Here is an 18,995-nt window from a genome sequence, read left to right as displayed (position 1 = left end):
TTATTTATTGTTTTTTAAAACTTCCTAGAACCATGGCTAACACTGCCAATACAGCAAGAATATAAAATGTCCATAATCCCGCGTCAACCAATTTAACGGTTCCCGTTGAGACTGAGATACCTTTATCCGCCATTTTATCAAAGTCAAATCCATCAGAAGTAGCAAGCAAGTAACTTATCAAAGCAACCACCGCAAAAACACCAACTGAAAGTAGCGCTTTTTTGAGTTTAGCTGGTTCCGATGCAAGTCCTACCAAAGAAAATAACAATGTAGCAATGGCAACAATAATAGTAGTCCAAACGCCCAAAGTAAGCATTAAACCAACAACATTGTTGGCGCTACTACCAGACTGTGCTACCACATCGCTATCAGCTCTAGCAATTAGCACCCAAAGGATCAATCCGACCACTCCAAGTATAATTGCTATAATTTTAGCTATTTTATACATAATTTTTTAATTTAATTGATCTTTAAATCAGTGTTATACTCTTATTTCTTGTGCGATACTAACAAATCAACTAAAGTAATAGAAGCATCTTCCATACTGTTGATGATACTATCGATTTTAGCGATAATATAGTTGTAGAACACCTGTAGAATAATAGCCACGATAAGACCAAATACTGTAGTCAATAATGCTACCTGAATATCACCTGCGATCAAAGATGCGTCAAGTCCACCAGCAGCACTAATTTTATCAAATGCCTGAATCATCCCGATTACTGTTCCCATGAAACCAAGCATCGGTGCGATAGCGATGAATAAAGACAACCAAGAAACATTTTTCTCTAATTGACCCATTTGAACTCCACCATAAGCAACAACTGCTTTTTCAGCTGCGTCAATACCTTCGTCAACTCTGTCAAGACCTTGATAGTAGATAGAAGCAACTGGACCTTTAGTGTTTCTACAAACTTCTTTAGCAGCTTCAACACCTCCAGAAGCCAAAGCATCTTCAATTTGTTGTGCTAGTTTGTTAGTGTTTGTAGTTGCCATGTTCAAGAAAATAATTCTTTCAATAGCTACAGCTAAACCAAGAATCAAACACAATAGTACAATACCCATAAAGCCTGCACCACCTTCAATAAATTTATCTTTTAAAACTTGGTGAAAACTTGGTGAAGTTTCTTCAGTCGCAGCAGAAGCAGCGTCATCTTGTACGAATGCTGTTGTAGCACCATGAAAAGCAACAATTTCTGAAATTTGTTCAGGACCTTCAGGAGTCAACTCCTTAGCGTTGGCTGTAGTTGCATTAAAAGCCAATAATCCAGCGATAGCCAGAATAGAGAATAGTTTTTTCATTTCTTCTAAACTTAAATTTGTTCGTTAATAGGGTTAAATATAAAAAAAAAATGTTATTAAACATTAAAACTACAGCAGAGAGGAAGGGATTCGAACCCTCGATACGCTTGTGACGTATACACACTTTCCAGGCGTGCGCCTTCGACCACTCGGCCACCTCTCTGTAATATCAATAGCTTTAAGGCGCCAAATAACGAATTTTTTTTTAGTTGTTAAAATATATGTAGTTAATTTTAACTCATTTCTCCTCTTAATGAGGCTTCATATATGGTTTTGAACACTTTAGGCTCAATATTACTACCCAACAAAAACATAAGCTTGGCAAGTGCAGCCTCCGTTGTAATGTCTTTTCCGCTAATAATTCCTAAATTTTTTAGGTGAGAACTGGTCTCATAACGACCCATTATGACGCTTCCACCTGAACATTGTGTAATATTTACAATTATTTTACCAGATTCAATCGCATTTTTTAACGCTTTTTCAAACCATTCTGCGGTCGGAGCATTACCAGCTCCATAGGTTTCTAATACAATTGCTTTAATTTTTGGGTTAGTAAGAATGCAATTTAGGGTATTTTCGGTGATTCCGGGGAACAATTTTATTAAAGCGATATTGGGATCAAGATTTTTATGGACTTTTAACTGTTTTTTGTTTGGTTTTAGCAAATATTCCTCGTGAACCCTTAAATGCACTCCACTCTCAGCAAGCGTTGGATAATTCAAAGAGGTAAATGCCTCAAAGTGCTCTGCATTAATCTTTGTTGTGCGGTTAGCACGATACAATTTGTATTCAAAATACAAACAAACCTCTTTGATAATAGATTCACCATTTTTTTGTAGGGATGCAATTTGAATGGAGGTAATTAAATTTTCTTTTGCATCGGTTCTCAAATCCCCAATAGGGAGTTGTGATCCAGTAAAAATTACAGGCTTGGACAGGTTCTCAAGCATAAAACTCAATGCAGAGGAAGAATAACTCATCGTATCACTCCCATGTAAAATAACAAAGCCATCAAATTGATGATAATTATCTTCTATTATTTCTGCCAATTTAACCCAACAATCTGGATTCATATTGGAAGAATCGATGGGTGATTCAAAGGACATGCTTTGGATATCGCAATCCAGTTGTGTAAGTTCAGGAATTCTGCTTAGCAATTGATCGAAATCAAAAGCGCGAAGTTCACCTGTTTCAAAGTCCTTCACCATTCCTATGGTTCCTCCAGTATATATCAACAGAATTTTAGCCTGCATGTTCTTGATTTAGCTGATTGACTACAGGATTGGCATACATGAGCAAGAAGTTTTGAAGCGCTATTTCATTGTTGTCCTCAACCCGTCGGTGAATTCTGCGTTGAAATTGCCGCATTTCCTTTTCACTGTATTTATCCTTGAAGGTATCCACCTTATTCAACATATCATAGGCCATATAATTAGAAGGCCAAAGATGATAGTTTTTGTGAATTTTATTGTCGATTACATCCGCCAACAGCTGATACTGCTTATTTAGCGTTTCTCCGCTTTGACCAATGCTGTCCAATTCAGCCTCCATTACCGTTCCAGCTGTGATATGAATTCGCTTCTTATGACCAGTAGCTCCTTTGAGAATACTATTAAAATCCTCATTATTTGACTTTACATATTCAATATCATGATGTTTGGCCATCAATTCAGGAATCTTCAATATATCTGTAGGATCAAATTCATATGAGATAGACACAGGAACGATCCTTAATTTCTTAAAATAATCCATCACTGATAGTTCGTTGTGCGCTAGAGCAATCATTTTAAGTACCCCTTGTTGAGTGAGGTCATTGCCATCTTTTGTCCTGCCTTCTCTTTGCGCAATCCAAACCGATCTATCGTCTTTTTCCAATAAATCTCTTATATACTGAGAAACCATTTTAGAGGCTTTCAACATCTCTCTTGGCGGAAGATCCCTCATAATGAGAAAACTCCTGTTCAACTTAGCTAATTCCATCAAAAATGGCTTCTTGACAAGGTTATTGCCTATAGCCGATGCGGTCATAACAAGTCCATTATCTAATAGCGCAACGTTTAAAAGTGACGTATCAAGTATAATGTCCCTATGGTTGCTGATATATAAATAAGTCTGATTAGGATCCAACTTATCGAAGCCTGAGGTGGTAAAACCTTCCGAACTTTTATCGATAACCATGCGGACACTCGCATATATGATCTTAGATTGAAAATCTTGAATAGAGTTACAAGAGCGTACTAATTCATAGATTTCATCCCAGGATTTATCCGGAAATGTAAATTGTAACAAAGCCTGAATCATAGGATGACCCAGCCCTTTTTCAAGTGCGTCATTTACCTCGTCATCTAAATAAGGCCGAATATCATCAATAGTAATCACTTCTGTCTAACTTTTTGACAAAGGAACAAAATTTAGTCGATTAAATTTTCAAACTAGCATTAAACTCCAAAAACTTGTTTTGAGTTGTCCGTAGTTATTTGGGCAACTTGCTCGATAGGAATTTGATATAGTGCAGCAAGCCTCGCCGCTACCTCAATTAAATACGCACTTTCATTACGTTTTCCCCTATACGGGACCGGCGCTAAATACGGAGAATCAGTTTCAAGAACAATGTTCGAAATCTCTATTTGATCTAAAAATTGATCGATTTTACCATTTTTAAAAGTGGAAACGCCACCAATTCCAAGTTTCATTTGATAGGATATGGCCAGTTTAGCCTGCTCAAAGGTTCCTGTGAAACAGTGAAAGATCCCAAATAAATCCTTACCCTTTTCTTCTTCTAGAATTTCAAAAACCTCATCAAAGGCATCTCTACAATGGATCACTATAGGCAATTGATACTGTTTGGCTAATTTTATCTGCTCTCTAAAGGCAAACTGTTGCTGTTTTAAAAATGTTTTATCCCAATATAAATCGATCCCAATTTCTCCAACTGCGACAAATGAACCTTGTTTCAAAAGGTTTTTTACCACCTCAAGCTCCTGATCATAATTTTCCTTGACATGTGTCGGATGAAGACCTGTCATTAAATGAACATACTCAGGATAGCGCTGTTTTAAATCAAACATCCCTTGGTTGTATGTAGAATCAATAGCCGGTATAAAAAAACGTTTGATTCCTAAATCCAAAGCACGTTGAATCATTTGGTCTCTGTCCTCATCAAAGGATTCGCTGTATAAATGTGTATGCGTATCTGTTAAAATCATGCTGCAAAAATAACAGTTTAAACGGCTATATTTGTATAAAATCAAATAGAATGCAAAGTTTAAAAAAATTCCTAAATACCAAAGGATATATCAGAGTACCCCTAACACTCACCAAAACAAATCACCTGGAAATGCTTGCAAAAATAAATGACATTGAAGGTCGCTTTATCCTGGATACAGGAGCATCTAGTACTTGCATTGGCCTAGACAGCATTGATCATTTTAACCTCAGCACCCAAGAGTCCGAAATCAAGGCTTCAGGTGCAGGAGCCTCCAATATGTTGACTCATATTTCCAAGAGAAATAGTATTGTAATCTCAAAATGGTCGCGGAAAAAGATCAAAATTGTCTTATTCGATCTCACTCATGTCAACAATGCACTAACCAGACATGAGGCACTTCCTGTTCACGGAATTATAGGTGCAGATATTTTAAAAAAATCAAAGGCTATTATCGATTATCAGAAGAGGGCGCTCTTCTTAAAGATATAAAAAAGAGCAATACAACATCTTATAAAGGTGTTTATTGGACTATATGATATATAGGTTGAAACTGTATATTTCCCTTAGATCAGCTCGATATCCCCCTTAAAATAGGGTGATTTTCCCTGTTGACAACTACTTCGATTTGTTGCAACTTTACATCAGCAAATTAAACAACAAGTCATGAAAACCACAGCCGACCACCACCTTCACATTATCAGAAATCAAGATCGCATACTCACAAGCAGTATTCTATGCTTGATCATAATCACATTCCTAATCAATATTCTTCTACTGTTTATCTTGTAAAACATACAACAGTTAATTAATTCACTGGCCTACGTTAAAACGCCCAGTACTACTTAACATATGTAGTCTGGGCGTTTTTAATACCGTGTTTAACCGACAACGATTAATGGGCTACTATTTTATAACTCCAATGCTCTTTTAACATTGCCATCCATAAGTAGTTCCTCTGGATTCTCTAGAGCTTCTTTTACAGCTACTAAGAACCCTACAGATTCTTTACCATCAATAATTCTATGATCATAAGATAATGCTACATACATAATAGGTGCTATAGCTATACCTCCATCTCTTACTATTGGACGCTCAACAATATTGTGCATTCCAAGAATGGCACTCTGTGGTGGGTTAATAATAGGAGTGGATAACATAGAACCAAACACACCACCATTTGTAATGGTGAAGGTTCCTCCAGTCATCTCATCTACAGTGATCTCACCATCCCTTACGCGTAATGCCAATCGTTTTATTTCAGATTCAATTCCTCTAAAGCTTAAATTCTCAGCGTTTCTTACCACAGGAACCATAAGACCTTTAGGACCAGAAACTGCAATACTGATATCACAGAAATCATAGCTGATCATTTCTTTACCATCGATCATAGAGTTCACCGCCGGGAATTGCTCAAGTGCTCTTACCACTGCTTTAGTAAAGAAACTCATAAAGCCTAAGCCTACGTTATGTTTGGCTTTAAACTCTTCCTTATATTGATCTCTTAATTTAAATATTGGACTCATGTCCACTTCGTTAAACGTAGTCAGCATAGCAGTCTCGTTCTTTACAGAAACAAGACGTTCTGCTACTTTTCTACGCAACATAGAAAGTTTTGAGCGCTGTGATGTTCTGCTAGCAGATCCAGGTGTCCCCATAGATGGCACTGCGTTAATGGCATCCCCTTTGGTGATTCGTCCATCTTTTCCAGTTCCTTGAACATCTTTAGGCTCTATTCCTTTTTCACTAAGTACTTTTTTAGCTGCAGGACTAGCCGTTCCCGTAGCATAAGTTGACGCTTTAGCAGCAGGCTTCTCAACCTCTTTTCGCGTTACCTTAACCTCTTCTTTTGGAGCTTCAGTCTCTGTTTGCTCTGCTTTATCTTCTTTTTTGGCTGCGGCACCATCTGGCTTAGCTGCCGAAGTATCTATGAGACAAACCACTTCTCCAACGGCTACTGCATCACCTTCTTCTGCCTTTAATGTAATAATTCCACTTGCTTCCGCAGGGAGTTCAAGAGTTGCCTTATCTGAGTCAACCTCAGCTATTGCTTGATCTTTTTCAACATAATCTCCATCCTGCACCAACCATTCTGCAATCTCTACCTCTGTAATGGACTCCCCTGGTGAGGGAACTTTCATCTCTAAAACCATTGTTCTTTATTTTAGTTTTATTTTTTAGTCTTTTATACCAGTTTTACTATGTAAATATAATCTTATTTTGGTTTGCGTACCATATTGTCCAAGGTTTTATCAAAGACGTAATCAATGACTTGCGCATGTCTACGTTTAGATCTTGTCGTACTTCCTGCTGCAGGAGCGGCATAAAATCTTCTAGATGCAACTCTAAAATTTCTAGCCTCTTCAAAATGTAGCAACAAGTGACTCCAAGCCCCCATGTTTCTAGGTTCTTCTTGTGCCCATACTACTTCTTCAGCGTTGGTATATTTCGCAAGGACCTCTTTTATTTTCTCCACCGGTAGCGGGAATAGTTGTTCCAACCTAACCAAAGCCACATCTGAACGCTTTCGCTCAATCTTAGCCTCTAAAAGATCGTAATAGAACTTCCCGGTACACAGTACTACAGATTTGATTTTCTTAGCTTGAGCGTCAACATCATCAATTACCGTTTGAAAACTTCCATTTACAAATTCATCTACTGAAGAAACTGCTTTTGGATGCCTCAACAAACTTTTAGGGGTAAATACGATTAGTGGTTTTCTATAATCAACTTTCATTTGTCTACGCAATAAATGGAATAGGTTTGCAGGTGTTGTACAATCTGCGACAAACATATTGTCCTTAGCACATAATTGCAGGTACCGCTCCATACGCGCAGAGGAGTGTTCCGCTCCCTGTCCTTCATAACCATGTGGTAAGAGCATCACCAATCCGTTTTGTAATTTCCATTTATCTTCAGCTGACGATATATACTGATCAATCATGATTTGTGCGCCATTACTGAAATCTCCGAACTGTGCTTCCCAAATCGTCAAGGTATTGGGCGATGCCATAGCGTAACCGTAATCAAAACCAACAACTCCGTATTCTGATAGCAAGGAATTATAGATATCAAAATGGGCGTTCTGTTGATCTTTTAATTCATTTAAAAGCACAATTTCTTCCTCTGAGTCTTCGACCTTGATCACAGCATGTCGATGAGAAAAGGTTCCTCTTTCTACATCCTGCCCTGAGAATCGAACTGCAAAACCTTCTTCCAATAGCGAAGCATAGGCTAATAGCTCACCCATTGCCCAGTCCAACTTATCATTCTCAAAGAACATTTTGTTACGCTCCCCAATCAGTCTTTCAATTTTACGCAAGAATTTTTTATCCTCTGGTAGGGTTGTAATCTTCTCTGCTAATTTTTGAAGTTTTTCTTTTGAATATGTGGTGTCTATTTGAGACAACATTTTATCTTCTTGAGCAGGCACAAACCCTTTCCATTCGTCCCTCATAAAGGGTGTAATTACAGTAGTTTGTTCCTTTCTAGAATCTTCGAGCTCTTCTTCTAATACCTTCTTGTAGTCAGCCTCTATTTTTTTGACAAATTCCGGATCAATAACTCCTTGTTCGATCAATTTTTGTGCATAGATCTCTCTTGGGTTTTTGTGCTTAGAAATAGCCTTATACAATTTAGGTTGGGTAAATCTAGGCTCATCACCTTCATTGTGCCCATACTTTCTATAGCCCAATAAATCGATAAAGACATCCCTTTGAAATCGCATGCGATAATCCAATGCAAACGTAGCCGCATGCACTACAGCTTCGGCATCATCTGCATTAACATGAAGTACTGGTGAGAGTGTCACCTTTGCAACATCTGTACAATAGGTCGAGGAACGACCATCCAAATAGTTGGTTGTAAAACCAATTTGGTTGTTGACGACGATATGGATGGTACCTCCGGTTTTATAACCGTCAAGCTGTGCCATTTGCACAACCTCATAGGAGATTCCCTGACCGGCAATCGCAGCATCACCGTGAACGATAATTGGCAAGACCTTAGAGTAATCATCTCTAAAGTGTCTGTCCTGTTTCGCTCGGGTTATACCTTCTACCACTGCACCTACAGTCTCCAAGTGTGAAGGGTTTGGTGCAATATTCATATTTATTTTCTTGCCGTTATCTGTTTTTCGATCACTAGTCCAACCCAAGTGATATTTCACGTCTCCGTCAAAAACTTGTTGTTCGTAATCTTTACCCTCGAATTCGCTAAAGATGTCCTTAGCTGCCTTACCGAAGATATTGGTCAACACATTTAACCTCCCACGGTGTGCCATACCCATAACAAATTGTTCAACGCCCATATCTGAGGCTTTTTCTACCAATTTGTCTAAAGCGGGAATCAGCGATTCATTCCCTTCCAAGGAGAATCGTTTCTGACCCACGTATTTTGTGTGAAGAAAAGTCTCAAAAGAAACAGCTTCGTTTAACTTTCGAAGTATGTTTTTCTTTTCGTCAGTATTGTAAGCAGGGTGATTATCATTGACATTTAACCATTGCTGTATCCATTGCACTCGCTCCGGATTACGAATATACATATACTCAATGCCGATGGCATCACAGTAAATGGCTTCTAAATGTTCTATTATTTTTTTAAGGCTCGAGGGGCCTATTCCAAGAATCTCTCCAGCGTTGAAGACCACATCTAGGTCTGATTTGTCCAGACCAAAGGTTTCTAAAGCTAGGGTTGGGAAGTATTTTCGACGATCTCTAACAGGATTCGTTTCGGTAAACAAATGCCCTCTGCTTCTGTAACCGTCAATGAGTCGAACGACTTGGAATTCCTTGTATACATCTTGTGGAACCTCAACCTTCTTATCAGAGCCGGGAATACCGACGGTGATTAATTCACTTCTATTTATGGATTCAAATTCTTCTGAATCTACACTTTCCATTCCAAAATCAAATCCTTGAAAAAAAGCCCTCCAACTGGGCTCTACACTATCTGGGTTGATTAAATATTGATCATACAAATCCGCAAAAAAAGCGGTATTTGCCGCATTTAAAAAGGAATACTTATCCATGATATTTGTTCAATGTCTTTTTTAGACAATATTTATACAAAAGTACAATATTTACAAAACTAGGTGAACGGAATCGATAGAATTATATGTAAAATTTAGAAAGGGTTAATTTATTTAACATCTCGAGTTTAAATCGTGCTCAAATTGTTAAAATTGTTAATGCAATAGGTTATTTAAAAGCTTGCTCTCCAGTTATATCAGCACCAGTGATCAATAAATGAATATCGTGTGTGCCCTCATAAGTGATGACACTTTCCAAATTCATCATATGACGCATTATACTATAATCGCCAGTAATCCCCATAGCACCAAGAATTTGTCTCGCTTGCCGAGCAATTTCCAGCGCCATATTTACATTATTCCGTTTTGCCATTGAGATCTGAGCGGAACTTGCACGTTCTTCATTTTTCAATTGTCCTAGGCGAAGAGTCAAAAGCTGCGCCTTAGTTATTTCGGTTATCATCTCTGCTAATTTCTTTTGTTGAAGTTGGGTTGCTGCAATGGGCTTTCCAAATTGAATACGTTCCTTGGCATACCTGAGTGCAGTATCGTAACAATCCATTGCTGCTCCAATAGCGCCCCAGGCAATACCATAGCGTGCTGAATCCAAACACCCCAATGGTGCGCCCAACCCGCTCTTCCCTGGAAGTATGTTCTCCTTAGGCACTTTCACGTTGTCAAAAATCAACTCACCAGTTGCTGAAGCTCTTAAGGACCATTTATTATGAGTCTCAGGAGTAGAGAATCCTTTCATTGACCGCTCTACAAGTAAACCGTGAATTCTTCCATTTTCGTCCTTTGCCCACACTACGGCTAGGTCCGCAAAAGGAGCATTAGAAATCCATAATTTTGCACCCTTGAGCACATAATGATCCCCAGCATCAATAAACTTAGTTTCCATGCCGCCAGGGTTCGAACCGTGGTTAGGCTCGGTGAGACCAAAACAGCCGATGAGTTCTCCACTGGCTAGTTTAGGTAAATATTTTTTACGCTGATCCTCGGATCCATATTTCCAGATGGGATACATTACAAGGGAAGATTGAACAGAGGCGGTGGACCGAATTCCACTATCACCGCGTTCAATTTCTTGCATAATTAAGCCATAACTAATTTGATCCAATCCAGCTCCACCGTATTCTAATGGAATGTATGGGCCAAAGGCTCCTAATTCAGCTAATCCTTGGAGTAGTGGTTTTGGGAACTCCGCCTTTTGCGCATACTCCTCTATAATAGGCGAAACCTCTTTTTTCACCCAAGCGCGTGTTGCCTGGCGTATTAATTTATGATCTTCGGATAAAAGATCATCCATATTATAATAATCTGGGGCTTCAAAAAGGTCTGGTCTCATGGCGATAAATTTGATTTGCTTACTATTGATGGTAAATATAAAAATATAACATTTCAAAAACAAAATGTTATATTTTATATATATTAAAATTATCAGAACGAATATTAAATTTAACACTTAATTTTAAATTGGATTAAATTTTAATTTTTTAGTCTATTTATTTTTAGTAAGATTGCACTTATCCCATATAGACATCAAAAAGCAATGAGTAAATTCACCGCCTTCTTAACAAAGATCGCATCGTCATTAAATATCGAAATAGGAAACTATGATGATGTTAGTCAAGTCATAGGAAGCTGGGAAGCTATCTCATATGAGGAAAAACTGTACGAGAATGGCAAATTGAGTAATGAAGATATTCTCATGTACGGTCGCGATTCCTATTTTGAAATGATATTCAAGAAGAATAATCGATTTATTCAAGTCGAGAAATATAAAAATATCGGTCAAAATACAATTGAAAAGTCATCAAAAACAGGCACCTATACCTTAAAAGAGGACCAGATTATACTTGTTTACGGATCCTTTTCTGATGGAAGCAATACGGTTACTCTAAACTATTCTATTTCCAAAAACGAACTCATTACGGTCAATGATTTCTCACAGAAAGACCTTGATGATGTATTTCGCCATGTAAGCAAACGTGTCTTTTTAAAAATATAGAACTTACTGCCTTTATATTAAATTGATTAAAAAAAAAGCCACCCCCTATTTTCATGTCTACAAAAAAAGGAGGCAGCCCGATAAATCAATAAAAACCAAAATCTTTAGACCTTATAATTATCCCAATTTGCGATTTCGTTACGTTCTTCCGGTTTAATACTCACCTCTAAGGTGCGTTGGTCGTATTTCAAATTGTATTGGGCCAGAACCTCATCAGGTACACCATCCCAAACATTTGGTTGATTTCCAACATATCCTAAATATGCAATCCCTTCTTTACTGGTAAAATAGCCCGTTGAAACTAAATCACGTAAACGTGAGAAGAAGCGTTCTCCTTGAATATGCGCCGGTTTTACCTCCTCCGGATAGGCGATATCATCTACAATTTGGATTTGTTCTTCAGCAGTAGCGTTCTTGAACAACTTGTTAAACCGTTTATTACTTTGATGGTCAATCCACATAATCCCCCCGCGAAGCGGCAGCTGATGATGTGGCATATCCAGAACGATATAGGCGATAAAATCAATCACACCAACCTCACTTGCCGCATGGTATTCTCCTTCTGCGGGAATAATGATATCCGCAAGCACCGTGAGAGTATCTAACTCGTGTTGGTTAAAGTACTCCTTTGACCGTAGTTCTTCTTCCCTTTTTAACTCTCCTACGGTTCGGGTAGTGTCGTAATTATCATCTACTTTGGGGGCCGCCGGTAAGCTCTCAGGTGTTTTCTCTTCCGTATCTGTAAGACAGGCAGAAAACATAAAACCTGAGGTCACTGTTCCTGCGAACATGGCTTTTAAACTTTTTCTTCTATCCATGACTGATTGATTTAGATATTCATTTTTTTCATTTCTTGAGTCAAATACTCTGACGCTCTCCAAGCTAGGGCCAAAATAGTCCACGTTGGGTTTTTATCTGCTTGAGACACAAAAGCACCGCCGTCCATCACAAATAAGTTAGGAACATCATGAGCTTGATTATACTGATTGAGCACTGAAGTTTTAGGATCACTACCCATTCGAGTCGTTCCTACCTCATGTATAATTCTTCCGGGAGCCTCCAAACCATAATCACTTTCAGCACCAGGTTTATCACCTAAAGCGACAGCTCCCATATTGTGGAATAGCTCTTCGAAGGTATCCTGCATATGTCCGGCTTGTTTAACCTCATCATCCGTCCAATTGTAATTAAATCGCAGTACTGGAATACCGTATTTATCAACAACATTACTGTCAATCTCACAGTAGTTATCATATTGCGGAATACTTTCACCACGGCCCGCCATACCGACCATGGCTCCGTAATATTTATAAACATCTTCCTTGAGACCAACACCGTATCCTCCTGCCTTTTTATTTTCTCCTTTACCTTGGAAACGACCATTAAGGTGTTGTATACCCATACCGGCACCATAAGCAGGCATACCCATACCTCCCCAAAATTCGATGTGGTATCCTCTTGAAAACCCAAGATTCTTCTTATCATTAAGCCACCATGGGACATACATATGCATTCCGCCAACACCATCTTCATTATAGCGTTTACGATCCATAAGCTCAGGAATAATCGCAGAACGAGAAGCCCCTGTTGAATCATGAAGGTAACGACCAACCACTCCACTAGAATTCGCTAGTCCATCGGGAAAACGATCTGATTTAGAGTTTAACAATATTCGTGCAGAACCACAAGCACTAGCCGCTAGAATAACGACTTTGGCTTTTACGGTATATTCCTGCATGTCTTCTTTATTGATATACGAGACCCCTGTTGCCTTACCCGAATCATCAGTAAGTACCTCACGCACCATGGCATTGACATATAAATCGACATTATCATATTCCAGAGCAGGCTTCACCAAAACAGATGAAGAAGAGAAATCACCGTATATACTACAGGAACGAGAACATTGGCTGCAATAAAAACATGCACCACGTCGGTTGTCTACTCTTTTGGTCAATATGGACAGTCGTGAAGGAATCACGGGCAGCCCCATTTGATTTCCTGCCTTTTGCAAAAATAATTCGTGCAATCGCGGTTTTGGCGGTGGAAGAAAATATCCATCTGGTTCATTTGGGATATTCTCTTTAGTTCCGAATACACCAACTAACTTATCCACCTTATCATAATAAGGCTTCACATCATTATATCCAATGGGCCAGTTATCTCCTTTGCCATCAAAGTCTTTACGTTTGTAATCCAATGGACCGAATCTCAAGGATATTCTGCCCCAGTGATTTGTTCTTCCTCCTAACATTCTAGAACGAAACCAATCGAACTTTGTACCGTTCTTATGAGTGTAGGGTTCTCCGTCGATTTCCCAACCTCCGTAAGCCATATCAAAATCTCCAAATGGTCGCGTTGTCCCTGCACCTCTACGAGGAGATTCATAGGGCCATTTAAACTGGGTTTGTTGATCTGAATTAGCAGGATCAAAATTAGGTCCAGCTTCTAATAGGGCAATCTTAAAACCCGCTTCGGAAAGCACCTTAGTCGCCATCCCACCTCCGGCACCTGAACCTACGATAAGGACATCGTACACTTTGGCTGCTTCTTTAATTTGAAAAGACATTTAAACTTGAGTTTAATTAATAATTACATTTCTTCAATGGTTTTTATACCATCCTTTATTGGGTCGGCTCGTCATATAAAAATGTAAACGACCACCTTGTTTAATATCACTGTGTTTTATAAATGGTGTATGTAGGGGTTTACCATTAAGAGTTACTTTATCTACAAACACATTTTCTTCAGATTGATTCTCAACTACAACCTCAAAAACCTTTCCGTTTTCCAGTTGTATCTTGGCATCTTGGATTGCGGGGCTGCCCAGTGCATACACAGGCGAACCTGGTGCAACCGGATAGAACCCTAGAGAGCTGAAAATATACCAAGCACTCATTTGTCCAAAATCATCATTTCCTCCAAGCCCATCTTCGGCAGGCTTGTACATGGCTTTTAATATCATTCGGATTTTGTCTTGGGATTTCCAAGGAGAATCCGTCCAATTATATAAGTAAACCACATGATGTGAAGGTTCATTTCCATGTACATAATTCCCTATTATCCCCTCTCTAGAGATATCCTCCGTATTGGCAAAATAGCGATCTGGAAGTTCCATGGTAAATAGGGAATCTAATCGGTTGACAAAAGCTTCTTTTCCGCCCATCATTGTGATCAAAGTATCTGGTTGATGAGGGACATATAAGCTATAATTCCATGAGTTTCCTTCTATAAATCCTTGTCCATGGGTATCCATGGGATCAAATTCTTTTTTAAAACTACCATCAGAAAGTTTAGGGCGCATAAACCCCGTAGTTGTATCAAACACATTTTTATAATTTTCAGACCTTTGGATAAACGCATCATAAACAGCAGTATCACCAACGGCTTTTGCAGCCTGAGCAATTGCCCAGTCGTCATAGGCATATTCTAAAGTTTTGGATACTGAAGCTCCATTTTTATCCTCCGGTACATATCCCTTATTCATGTAATAGTCCAAACCATCATAATAGGGGACACTGGCAGTTTCAACGCTTGCCGCAATAGCAGCATCAACATCAAAACCTGTATTTCCTTTTACAATAGCATCGGCAATCACAGAAACACTATGGTACCCTATCATACACCAATTTTCATTGGCATAATGTGACCAAATGGGGAGCATTCCATGGACACTCTGCTTCTGATGTTCCAACATCGAGGTGATCATATCTGCATTGCGCTTCGGTTGGAGAATGTTAAACAGCGGATGCAATGCTCTATAGGTATCCCAGAGAGAAAAACTGGTATAGTTTACAAAATCCTTTGCCTGGTGAACATCCATATCCAAGCCGCGGTATTTTCCATCAACATCCATATAAACTGTAGGGCCCAAGAAGGCATGGTACATCGCTGTATAGAAATTGATCATTTCATCCTTGTTTATAGGTTCAATTTGTACCTTATTCAGTTCTGTATTCCACTGTTGCTGAGTTTCAGATTTCACTTTTTCAAAATCCCAGTGGGGGATTTCTGCCTGGATGTTCTTAATCGCTCCTCGAGTGCTAACCGGTGATATGGCGAATTTTATTTTAAGCTTTTCTGCGTCAGTTGTTTTGAAATCAAAAAACACCTTTAGATCTTCACCGGCGAGTTCAGGGAAGTTTTTAGTTTGGTCGAACTTCCTCCAAAACCCTCTATAGACTTGTTTAGAAAGTTCATTCCTTCCGAAACTTTCGATGGGTTTATTAAAGGTCATGGCAAAATATACTTTTCGCGTTCTCGCCCAACCGTTCGTCTGACGATAACCTGTAACTAAGGTGTCGTTTTCAACGCGTAAAAAGGTCCATACATTTTTTCCTTCGTAATTATATATACCGGAGGTCAGGTCCAAAATGACATGAGCTTGATCACTCTTGGGAAAAGTATATTGATGCATTCCAACTCTCGTGGTAGCGGTCAACTCAGCTTTAATATTATAATCCTCTAGTAATACGCTGTAATACCCAGCCTCTGCATGCTCATTGTTATGCGAAAATGTAGAGCGATATCCACTATCAGGATCTGCCTCTGTTCCCGGATTTAATTGTAGCTTACCTACTGTTGGCATGATTAAAAAATCCCCTAAATCTGAATGCCCCGTCCCACTAAAGTGCGTATGAGAGAACCCTACAATGGTAGAATCATCATACTGATAACCTGCGCAATATTTATAGACATCAGGATTGTAGTTTCCTTCAACTGCATAGGGTATTGTATCGGTATCAGGACTTAATTGAATGCTCCCAAATGGCGCTGTTGCACCAGGATAGGTATGACCCATTTTAGCAGTACCAATCATTGGATCTACAAACTGTACCAAATCTCGTTGTTCCAAAATAGGGATAACCTGGCTAGGTTCTATTGGCGCTTTATTTTGATTTTCACATGAAGAAAGCAAGCTATAAACGGTCACTAAACCTATGCTTAAAAATAAATTATTATGTATTGATAACGAAAAATCCATCAATTAAAATTGCTGTTTTAATATTGCTAATCAGTTGATAGGGAAAAAGGTACATCTTCTTTTTTTATCCCCCTAGATTTATTTGGAGAACTTCCCATGTCAAATTTAATTTCAGCCCCTTGCATCAGCTCTTTATGACTGATGTAGTTTTTAGAATAGGATTTCCCGTTCAAATAGGCCTTCTGTATGTATTTATTTTCATGATTATTCTCAGGAGCTTCAATGGTAACTGTTTTTCCATTTTGAAGACTTAAAGTCATTTTTTGAAACAATGGTGTTCCTATAACATACTCATCCGTAGCCGGACAAACAGGATAGAAGCCCATAGCTGAAAACACATACCAAGCGGAAGTTTGACCGTTGTCTTCATCCCCGCAATATCCATCCGGAGTAGGCAAATACATCCGATCCATGGTCTCACGAATCCAGTATTGTGCCTTCCAGGGCTCAGATGCGTAATTGTACAAATAAATCATATGCTGAATAGGCTGATTTCCATGAGCGTACTGACCCATATTTGCAATTTGCATTTCGCGTATTTCATGAATAACCCCTCCGTAATAACTATCATCAAATACAGGAGGTAATTCAAAAACCTTATCCAACTGAGCTACAAAAGCTTCTCTTCCACCCATGAGATCCATAAGACCCGCGATATCGTGGAAAACCGACCAGGTATAATGCCAGCTGTTCCCTTCTGTAAAAGCATCTCCCCATTTGAAAGGATTGAAAGGCGCCATAAATTCCCCATTTTGGTTCTTACCGCGCATGAGATTGGTTTGTGAATCAAATAGATTTTTATAATTTAAACTCCGCTTTTTGTAAAGCTTAATTTCTTTTTTTGGTCTATCAAGTGCCTTTGCCAATTGGTAAATAGCAAAATCATCATAGGCATATTCCAAGGTACGCGCAGCATTTTCATTAATACCAACGTCATAAGGAACATAACCAAGCTCTTTATAGTACTCCGCTCCGGCACGACCAACAGCGGTCATTGGGCTTTCGTTATTAGCGCCGTGAATAACAGCCTCATAAAGGGTTTCAATATCGTACTTGGCGTCTGGGTTTTTTAAATAGGCATCCGCAACAACGGAAGCAGAATTATTCCCTACCATTATATTTCGAAGACCAGGGCTTGCCCACTCCGGTAACCAACCACTTTCTTTATAAGCATTCACCAAGCCTTTCTGCATTTTCACATTTAGCTCTGGGTACATCAGATTTAAAAATGGGAAGAGTGACCTAAATGTATCCCAGAATCCAGTATCCGTAAACATATATCCAGGCAATACTTCGCCATTATATGGGCTGTAGTGAACAACCTCACCATTTTGATCATACTCATAAAACTTTCTGGGGAATAATAAACTACGGTAGAGTGCAGAGTAGAATGTTTTAAACTGGTCTATGGTTCCACCGCCGACCATGATTCTGCTTAATTCCTTATTCCAAATCGCACGTCCATCAGATTTAACGGTTTCAAAATCTTTGCTGCCTATTTCTTTTAAATTGCGCTCAGCTTGTTCAAAGCTAATAAAAGAAGAGGCTACTTTTGCTTGAACCACTTCTCCCTTTTGGGTTTTAAATCCAATCACAGCACCCACGTGATCAGCATCGGCCTCAGTGGTGTTTAGTAATTGATCACCATTAAAAGTATTTACCTGATCAAAGTCCTTATCGAATACTAGAACGAAATAGTTTTTAAAATTTTCAGGAACACCGCCACTATTTTTAGTGGTGTAGCCAATGATCTTACGCTGCTGTGGAATGATTTTTATATAAGAACCGTTATCCAAGGCATCAATCACTACATGAGAACTATCAGACTTTGGAAAAGTAAAGCGAAAGAAAGCTGCTCGCTCGGTTGGTGTAAACTCTGTGGTTATATTGTGATCTGCGAGATACACACTATAATAATACGGTTTTACTATTTCAGATTTATGAGAAAACCAACTCGCCCTATCGTCTTCATTAAAAACTAATTTTCCTGTGGTTGGCATTATAGCAAATTGACCATAGTCATTCATCCAAGGAGAAGGTTGATGGGTTTGTTTAAACCCTCTCAATTTATCTGCATCGTATTGGTAGGCCCAACCATGACCCATAGTTCCTGTTTGAGGGGTCCAGAAATTCATCCCCCATGGCATAGCAATGGCGGGATAGACATTCCCATTAGACAAACTAGGTTTAGAATCTGTTCCAATCAAAGGATCCACATAATCAACAGGATTGTCAATGGTTTCAATAATTTTATGTTGCGCACTCAGGATACAGCAAGTCAAAAATAAGAATGTAAACGTAATCGTTTTCATGTAAATTAAATTTTACTAAAAGGTTTTAGGTAATTCCCAAATTTAATACGAATGGGATAAATTTAAGGAATTCAATACAAAAAAAAGTTAAATTAAAAAGATTCTCCCACCTGATACTACACCAAGTGAGAGAATCATCAAACTAACTTCTA

At 38.7% G+C, this 18,995-nt stretch carries 14 protein-coding genes and 1 tRNA gene; 2 read left to right on the top strand and 13 right to left on the bottom strand.

Translation table 11 applies throughout. From position 1 onward, the window contains the following. Positions 1 to 4: 4 nt before the first annotated feature. The 6 genes from ACN0TV_RS14645 to ACN0TV_RS14620 all read right to left on the bottom strand — a co-directional run bounded on the left by ACN0TV_RS14645 (position 5) and on the right by ACN0TV_RS14620 (position 4,508). Positions 5 to 448 (bottom strand): hypothetical protein, encoded by a 444-nt coding sequence (locus tag ACN0TV_RS14645; protein WP_417363724.1) that lies wholly within the window; start codon positions 446 to 448, stop codon positions 5 to 7. Between the two features lie 41 nt (positions 449 to 489). Continuing rightward, a complete protein-coding gene (locus tag ACN0TV_RS14640) occupies positions 490 to 1,302 on the bottom strand; it encodes a MotA/TolQ/ExbB proton channel family protein (protein ID WP_417363722.1) in 813 nt (270 codons plus the stop codon). Positions 1,303 to 1,377: 75 nt separating this feature from the next. Next, a tRNA-Ser gene (locus tag ACN0TV_RS14635) sits at positions 1,378 to 1,465 on the bottom strand. Positions 1,466 to 1,535: 70 nt separating this feature from the next. After that, a complete protein-coding gene (locus tag ACN0TV_RS14630) occupies positions 1,536 to 2,555 on the bottom strand; it encodes an asparaginase (protein ID WP_417363720.1) in 1,020 nt (339 codons plus the stop codon). After that, positions 2,545 to 3,681, bottom strand: a complete 1,137-nt coding sequence (locus tag ACN0TV_RS14625) for a 1-acyl-sn-glycerol-3-phosphate acyltransferase (RefSeq protein ID WP_417363718.1) — start codon at positions 3,679 to 3,681, stop codon at positions 2,545 to 2,547. Before ACN0TV_RS14625 ends, ACN0TV_RS14630 begins: the two co-directional genes overlap by 11 nt. A gap of 59 nt (positions 3,682 to 3,740) precedes the next feature. Beyond that, positions 3,741 to 4,508 carry a TatD family hydrolase gene (locus tag ACN0TV_RS14620; protein WP_417363716.1) on the bottom strand — a complete coding sequence of 256 codons (768 nt, stop codon included), beginning with the start codon at positions 4,506 to 4,508 and terminating at the stop codon, positions 3,741 to 3,743. A gap of 50 nt (positions 4,509 to 4,558) precedes the next feature. Here ACN0TV_RS14620 and ACN0TV_RS14615 point away from each other — a divergent pair, with 50 nt between their 5' ends. Beyond that, positions 4,559 to 4,999: an aspartyl protease family protein gene (locus tag ACN0TV_RS14615; RefSeq protein ID WP_417363714.1), complete on the top strand. Its 441-nt coding sequence runs from the start codon at positions 4,559 to 4,561 to the stop codon at positions 4,997 to 4,999. A gap of 419 nt (positions 5,000 to 5,418) precedes the next feature. On the opposite strand, the gene odhB is transcribed toward ACN0TV_RS14615, so the two are convergent. From odhB to ACN0TV_RS14600, 3 genes are all read right to left on the bottom strand, one after another. Beyond that, positions 5,419 to 6,660 (bottom strand): 2-oxoglutarate dehydrogenase complex dihydrolipoyllysine-residue succinyltransferase, encoded by a 1,242-nt coding sequence (gene odhB, locus ACN0TV_RS14610; protein WP_417363713.1) that lies wholly within the window; start codon positions 6,658 to 6,660, stop codon positions 5,419 to 5,421. 62 nt (positions 6,661 to 6,722) lie between these two features. Then, a complete protein-coding gene (locus tag ACN0TV_RS14605) occupies positions 6,723 to 9,536 on the bottom strand; it encodes a 2-oxoglutarate dehydrogenase E1 component (protein ID WP_417363712.1) in 2,814 nt (937 codons plus the stop codon). A 169-nt stretch (positions 9,537 to 9,705) separates the two neighbouring features. Further along, positions 9,706 to 10,884 carry an acyl-CoA dehydrogenase family protein gene (locus ACN0TV_RS14600; RefSeq protein ID WP_417363710.1) on the bottom strand — a complete coding sequence of 393 codons (1,179 nt, stop codon included), beginning with the start codon at positions 10,882 to 10,884 and terminating at the stop codon, positions 9,706 to 9,708. Positions 10,885 to 11,088: 204 nt separating this feature from the next. Between ACN0TV_RS14600 and ACN0TV_RS14595 the strand changes: the two genes are divergently transcribed. Then, positions 11,089 to 11,547, top strand: coding sequence for a lipocalin family protein (locus ACN0TV_RS14595; RefSeq protein WP_417363708.1), 459 nt, complete (start codon positions 11,089 to 11,091; stop codon positions 11,545 to 11,547). A gap of 104 nt (positions 11,548 to 11,651) precedes the next feature. On the opposite strand, the gene ACN0TV_RS14590 is transcribed toward ACN0TV_RS14595, so the two are convergent. Genes ACN0TV_RS14590 through ACN0TV_RS14575 form a run of 4 tightly spaced genes read right to left on the bottom strand, consistent with a single transcriptional unit; the run spans position 11,652 to position 18,843 of the window. Continuing rightward, positions 11,652 to 12,365, bottom strand: a complete 714-nt coding sequence (locus ACN0TV_RS14590) for a gluconate 2-dehydrogenase subunit 3 family protein (RefSeq protein ID WP_417363706.1) — start codon at positions 12,363 to 12,365, stop codon at positions 11,652 to 11,654. Between the two features lie 11 nt (positions 12,366 to 12,376). After that, complete coding sequence (locus tag ACN0TV_RS14585; protein WP_417363704.1) at positions 12,377 to 14,116, bottom strand: GMC family oxidoreductase; 1,740 nt, start codon at positions 14,114 to 14,116, stop codon at positions 12,377 to 12,379. Between the two features lie 33 nt (positions 14,117 to 14,149). Continuing rightward, positions 14,150 to 16,531: a GH92 family glycosyl hydrolase gene (locus tag ACN0TV_RS14580; protein WP_417363702.1), complete on the bottom strand. Its 2,382-nt coding sequence runs from the start codon at positions 16,529 to 16,531 to the stop codon at positions 14,150 to 14,152. Between the two features lie 26 nt (positions 16,532 to 16,557). Beyond that, the gene (locus tag ACN0TV_RS14575; RefSeq protein WP_417363701.1) at positions 16,558 to 18,843 is read right to left on the bottom strand and encodes a GH92 family glycosyl hydrolase; all 2,286 of its coding nucleotides are present in this window, start codon (positions 18,841 to 18,843) and stop codon (positions 16,558 to 16,560) included. Between the last annotated feature and the right edge of the window lie 152 nt (positions 18,844 to 18,995).

It is taken from the genome of Galbibacter sp. (assembly GCF_048266365.1).
Classification (GTDB): Bacteria; Bacteroidota; Bacteroidia; order Flavobacteriales; family Flavobacteriaceae; genus Galbibacter.
The sequence above is the reverse complement of the archived record's forward strand: the minus strand, read 5'-3'. Positions and strand labels throughout refer to the sequence as shown.

Bases quoted from the DNA above. Each gene is read 5' to 3' on its own strand.
- ACN0TV_RS14645 (WP_417363724.1), bottom strand. From the start codon at position 448: ATGTATAAAATAGCTAAAATTATAGCAATTATACTTGGAGTGGTCGGA.
- ACN0TV_RS14640 (WP_417363722.1), bottom strand. From the start codon at position 1,302: ATGAAAAAACTATTCTCTATTCTGGCTATCGCTGGATTATTGGCTTTT.
- ACN0TV_RS14630 (WP_417363720.1), bottom strand. From the start codon at position 2,555: ATGCAGGCTAAAATTCTGTTGATATATACTGGAGGAACCATAGGAATG.
- ACN0TV_RS14620 (WP_417363716.1), bottom strand. From the start codon at position 4,508: ATGATTTTAACAGATACGCATACACATTTATACAGCGAATCCTTTGAT.
- ACN0TV_RS14615 (WP_417363714.1), top strand. From the start codon at position 4,559: ATGCAAAGTTTAAAAAAATTCCTAAATACCAAAGGATATATCAGAGTA.
- odhB (WP_417363713.1), bottom strand. From the start codon at position 6,660: ATGGTTTTAGAGATGAAAGTTCCCTCACCAGGGGAGTCCATTACAGAG.
- ACN0TV_RS14605 (WP_417363712.1), bottom strand. From the start codon at position 9,536: ATGGATAAGTATTCCTTTTTAAATGCGGCAAATACCGCTTTTTTTGCG.
- ACN0TV_RS14600 (WP_417363710.1), bottom strand. From the start codon at position 10,884: ATGAGACCAGACCTTTTTGAAGCCCCAGATTATTATAATATGGATGAT.
- ACN0TV_RS14595 (WP_417363708.1), top strand. From the start codon at position 11,089: ATGAGTAAATTCACCGCCTTCTTAACAAAGATCGCATCGTCATTAAAT.
- ACN0TV_RS14590 (WP_417363706.1), bottom strand. From the start codon at position 12,365: ATGGATAGAAGAAAAAGTTTAAAAGCCATGTTCGCAGGAACAGTGACC.
- ACN0TV_RS14585 (WP_417363704.1), bottom strand. From the start codon at position 14,116: ATGTCTTTTCAAATTAAAGAAGCAGCCAAAGTGTACGATGTCCTTATC.
- ACN0TV_RS14580 (WP_417363702.1), bottom strand. From the start codon at position 16,531: ATGGATTTTTCGTTATCAATACATAATAATTTATTTTTAAGCATAGGT.
- ACN0TV_RS14575 (WP_417363701.1), bottom strand. From the start codon at position 18,843: ATGAAAACGATTACGTTTACATTCTTATTTTTGACTTGCTGTATCCTG.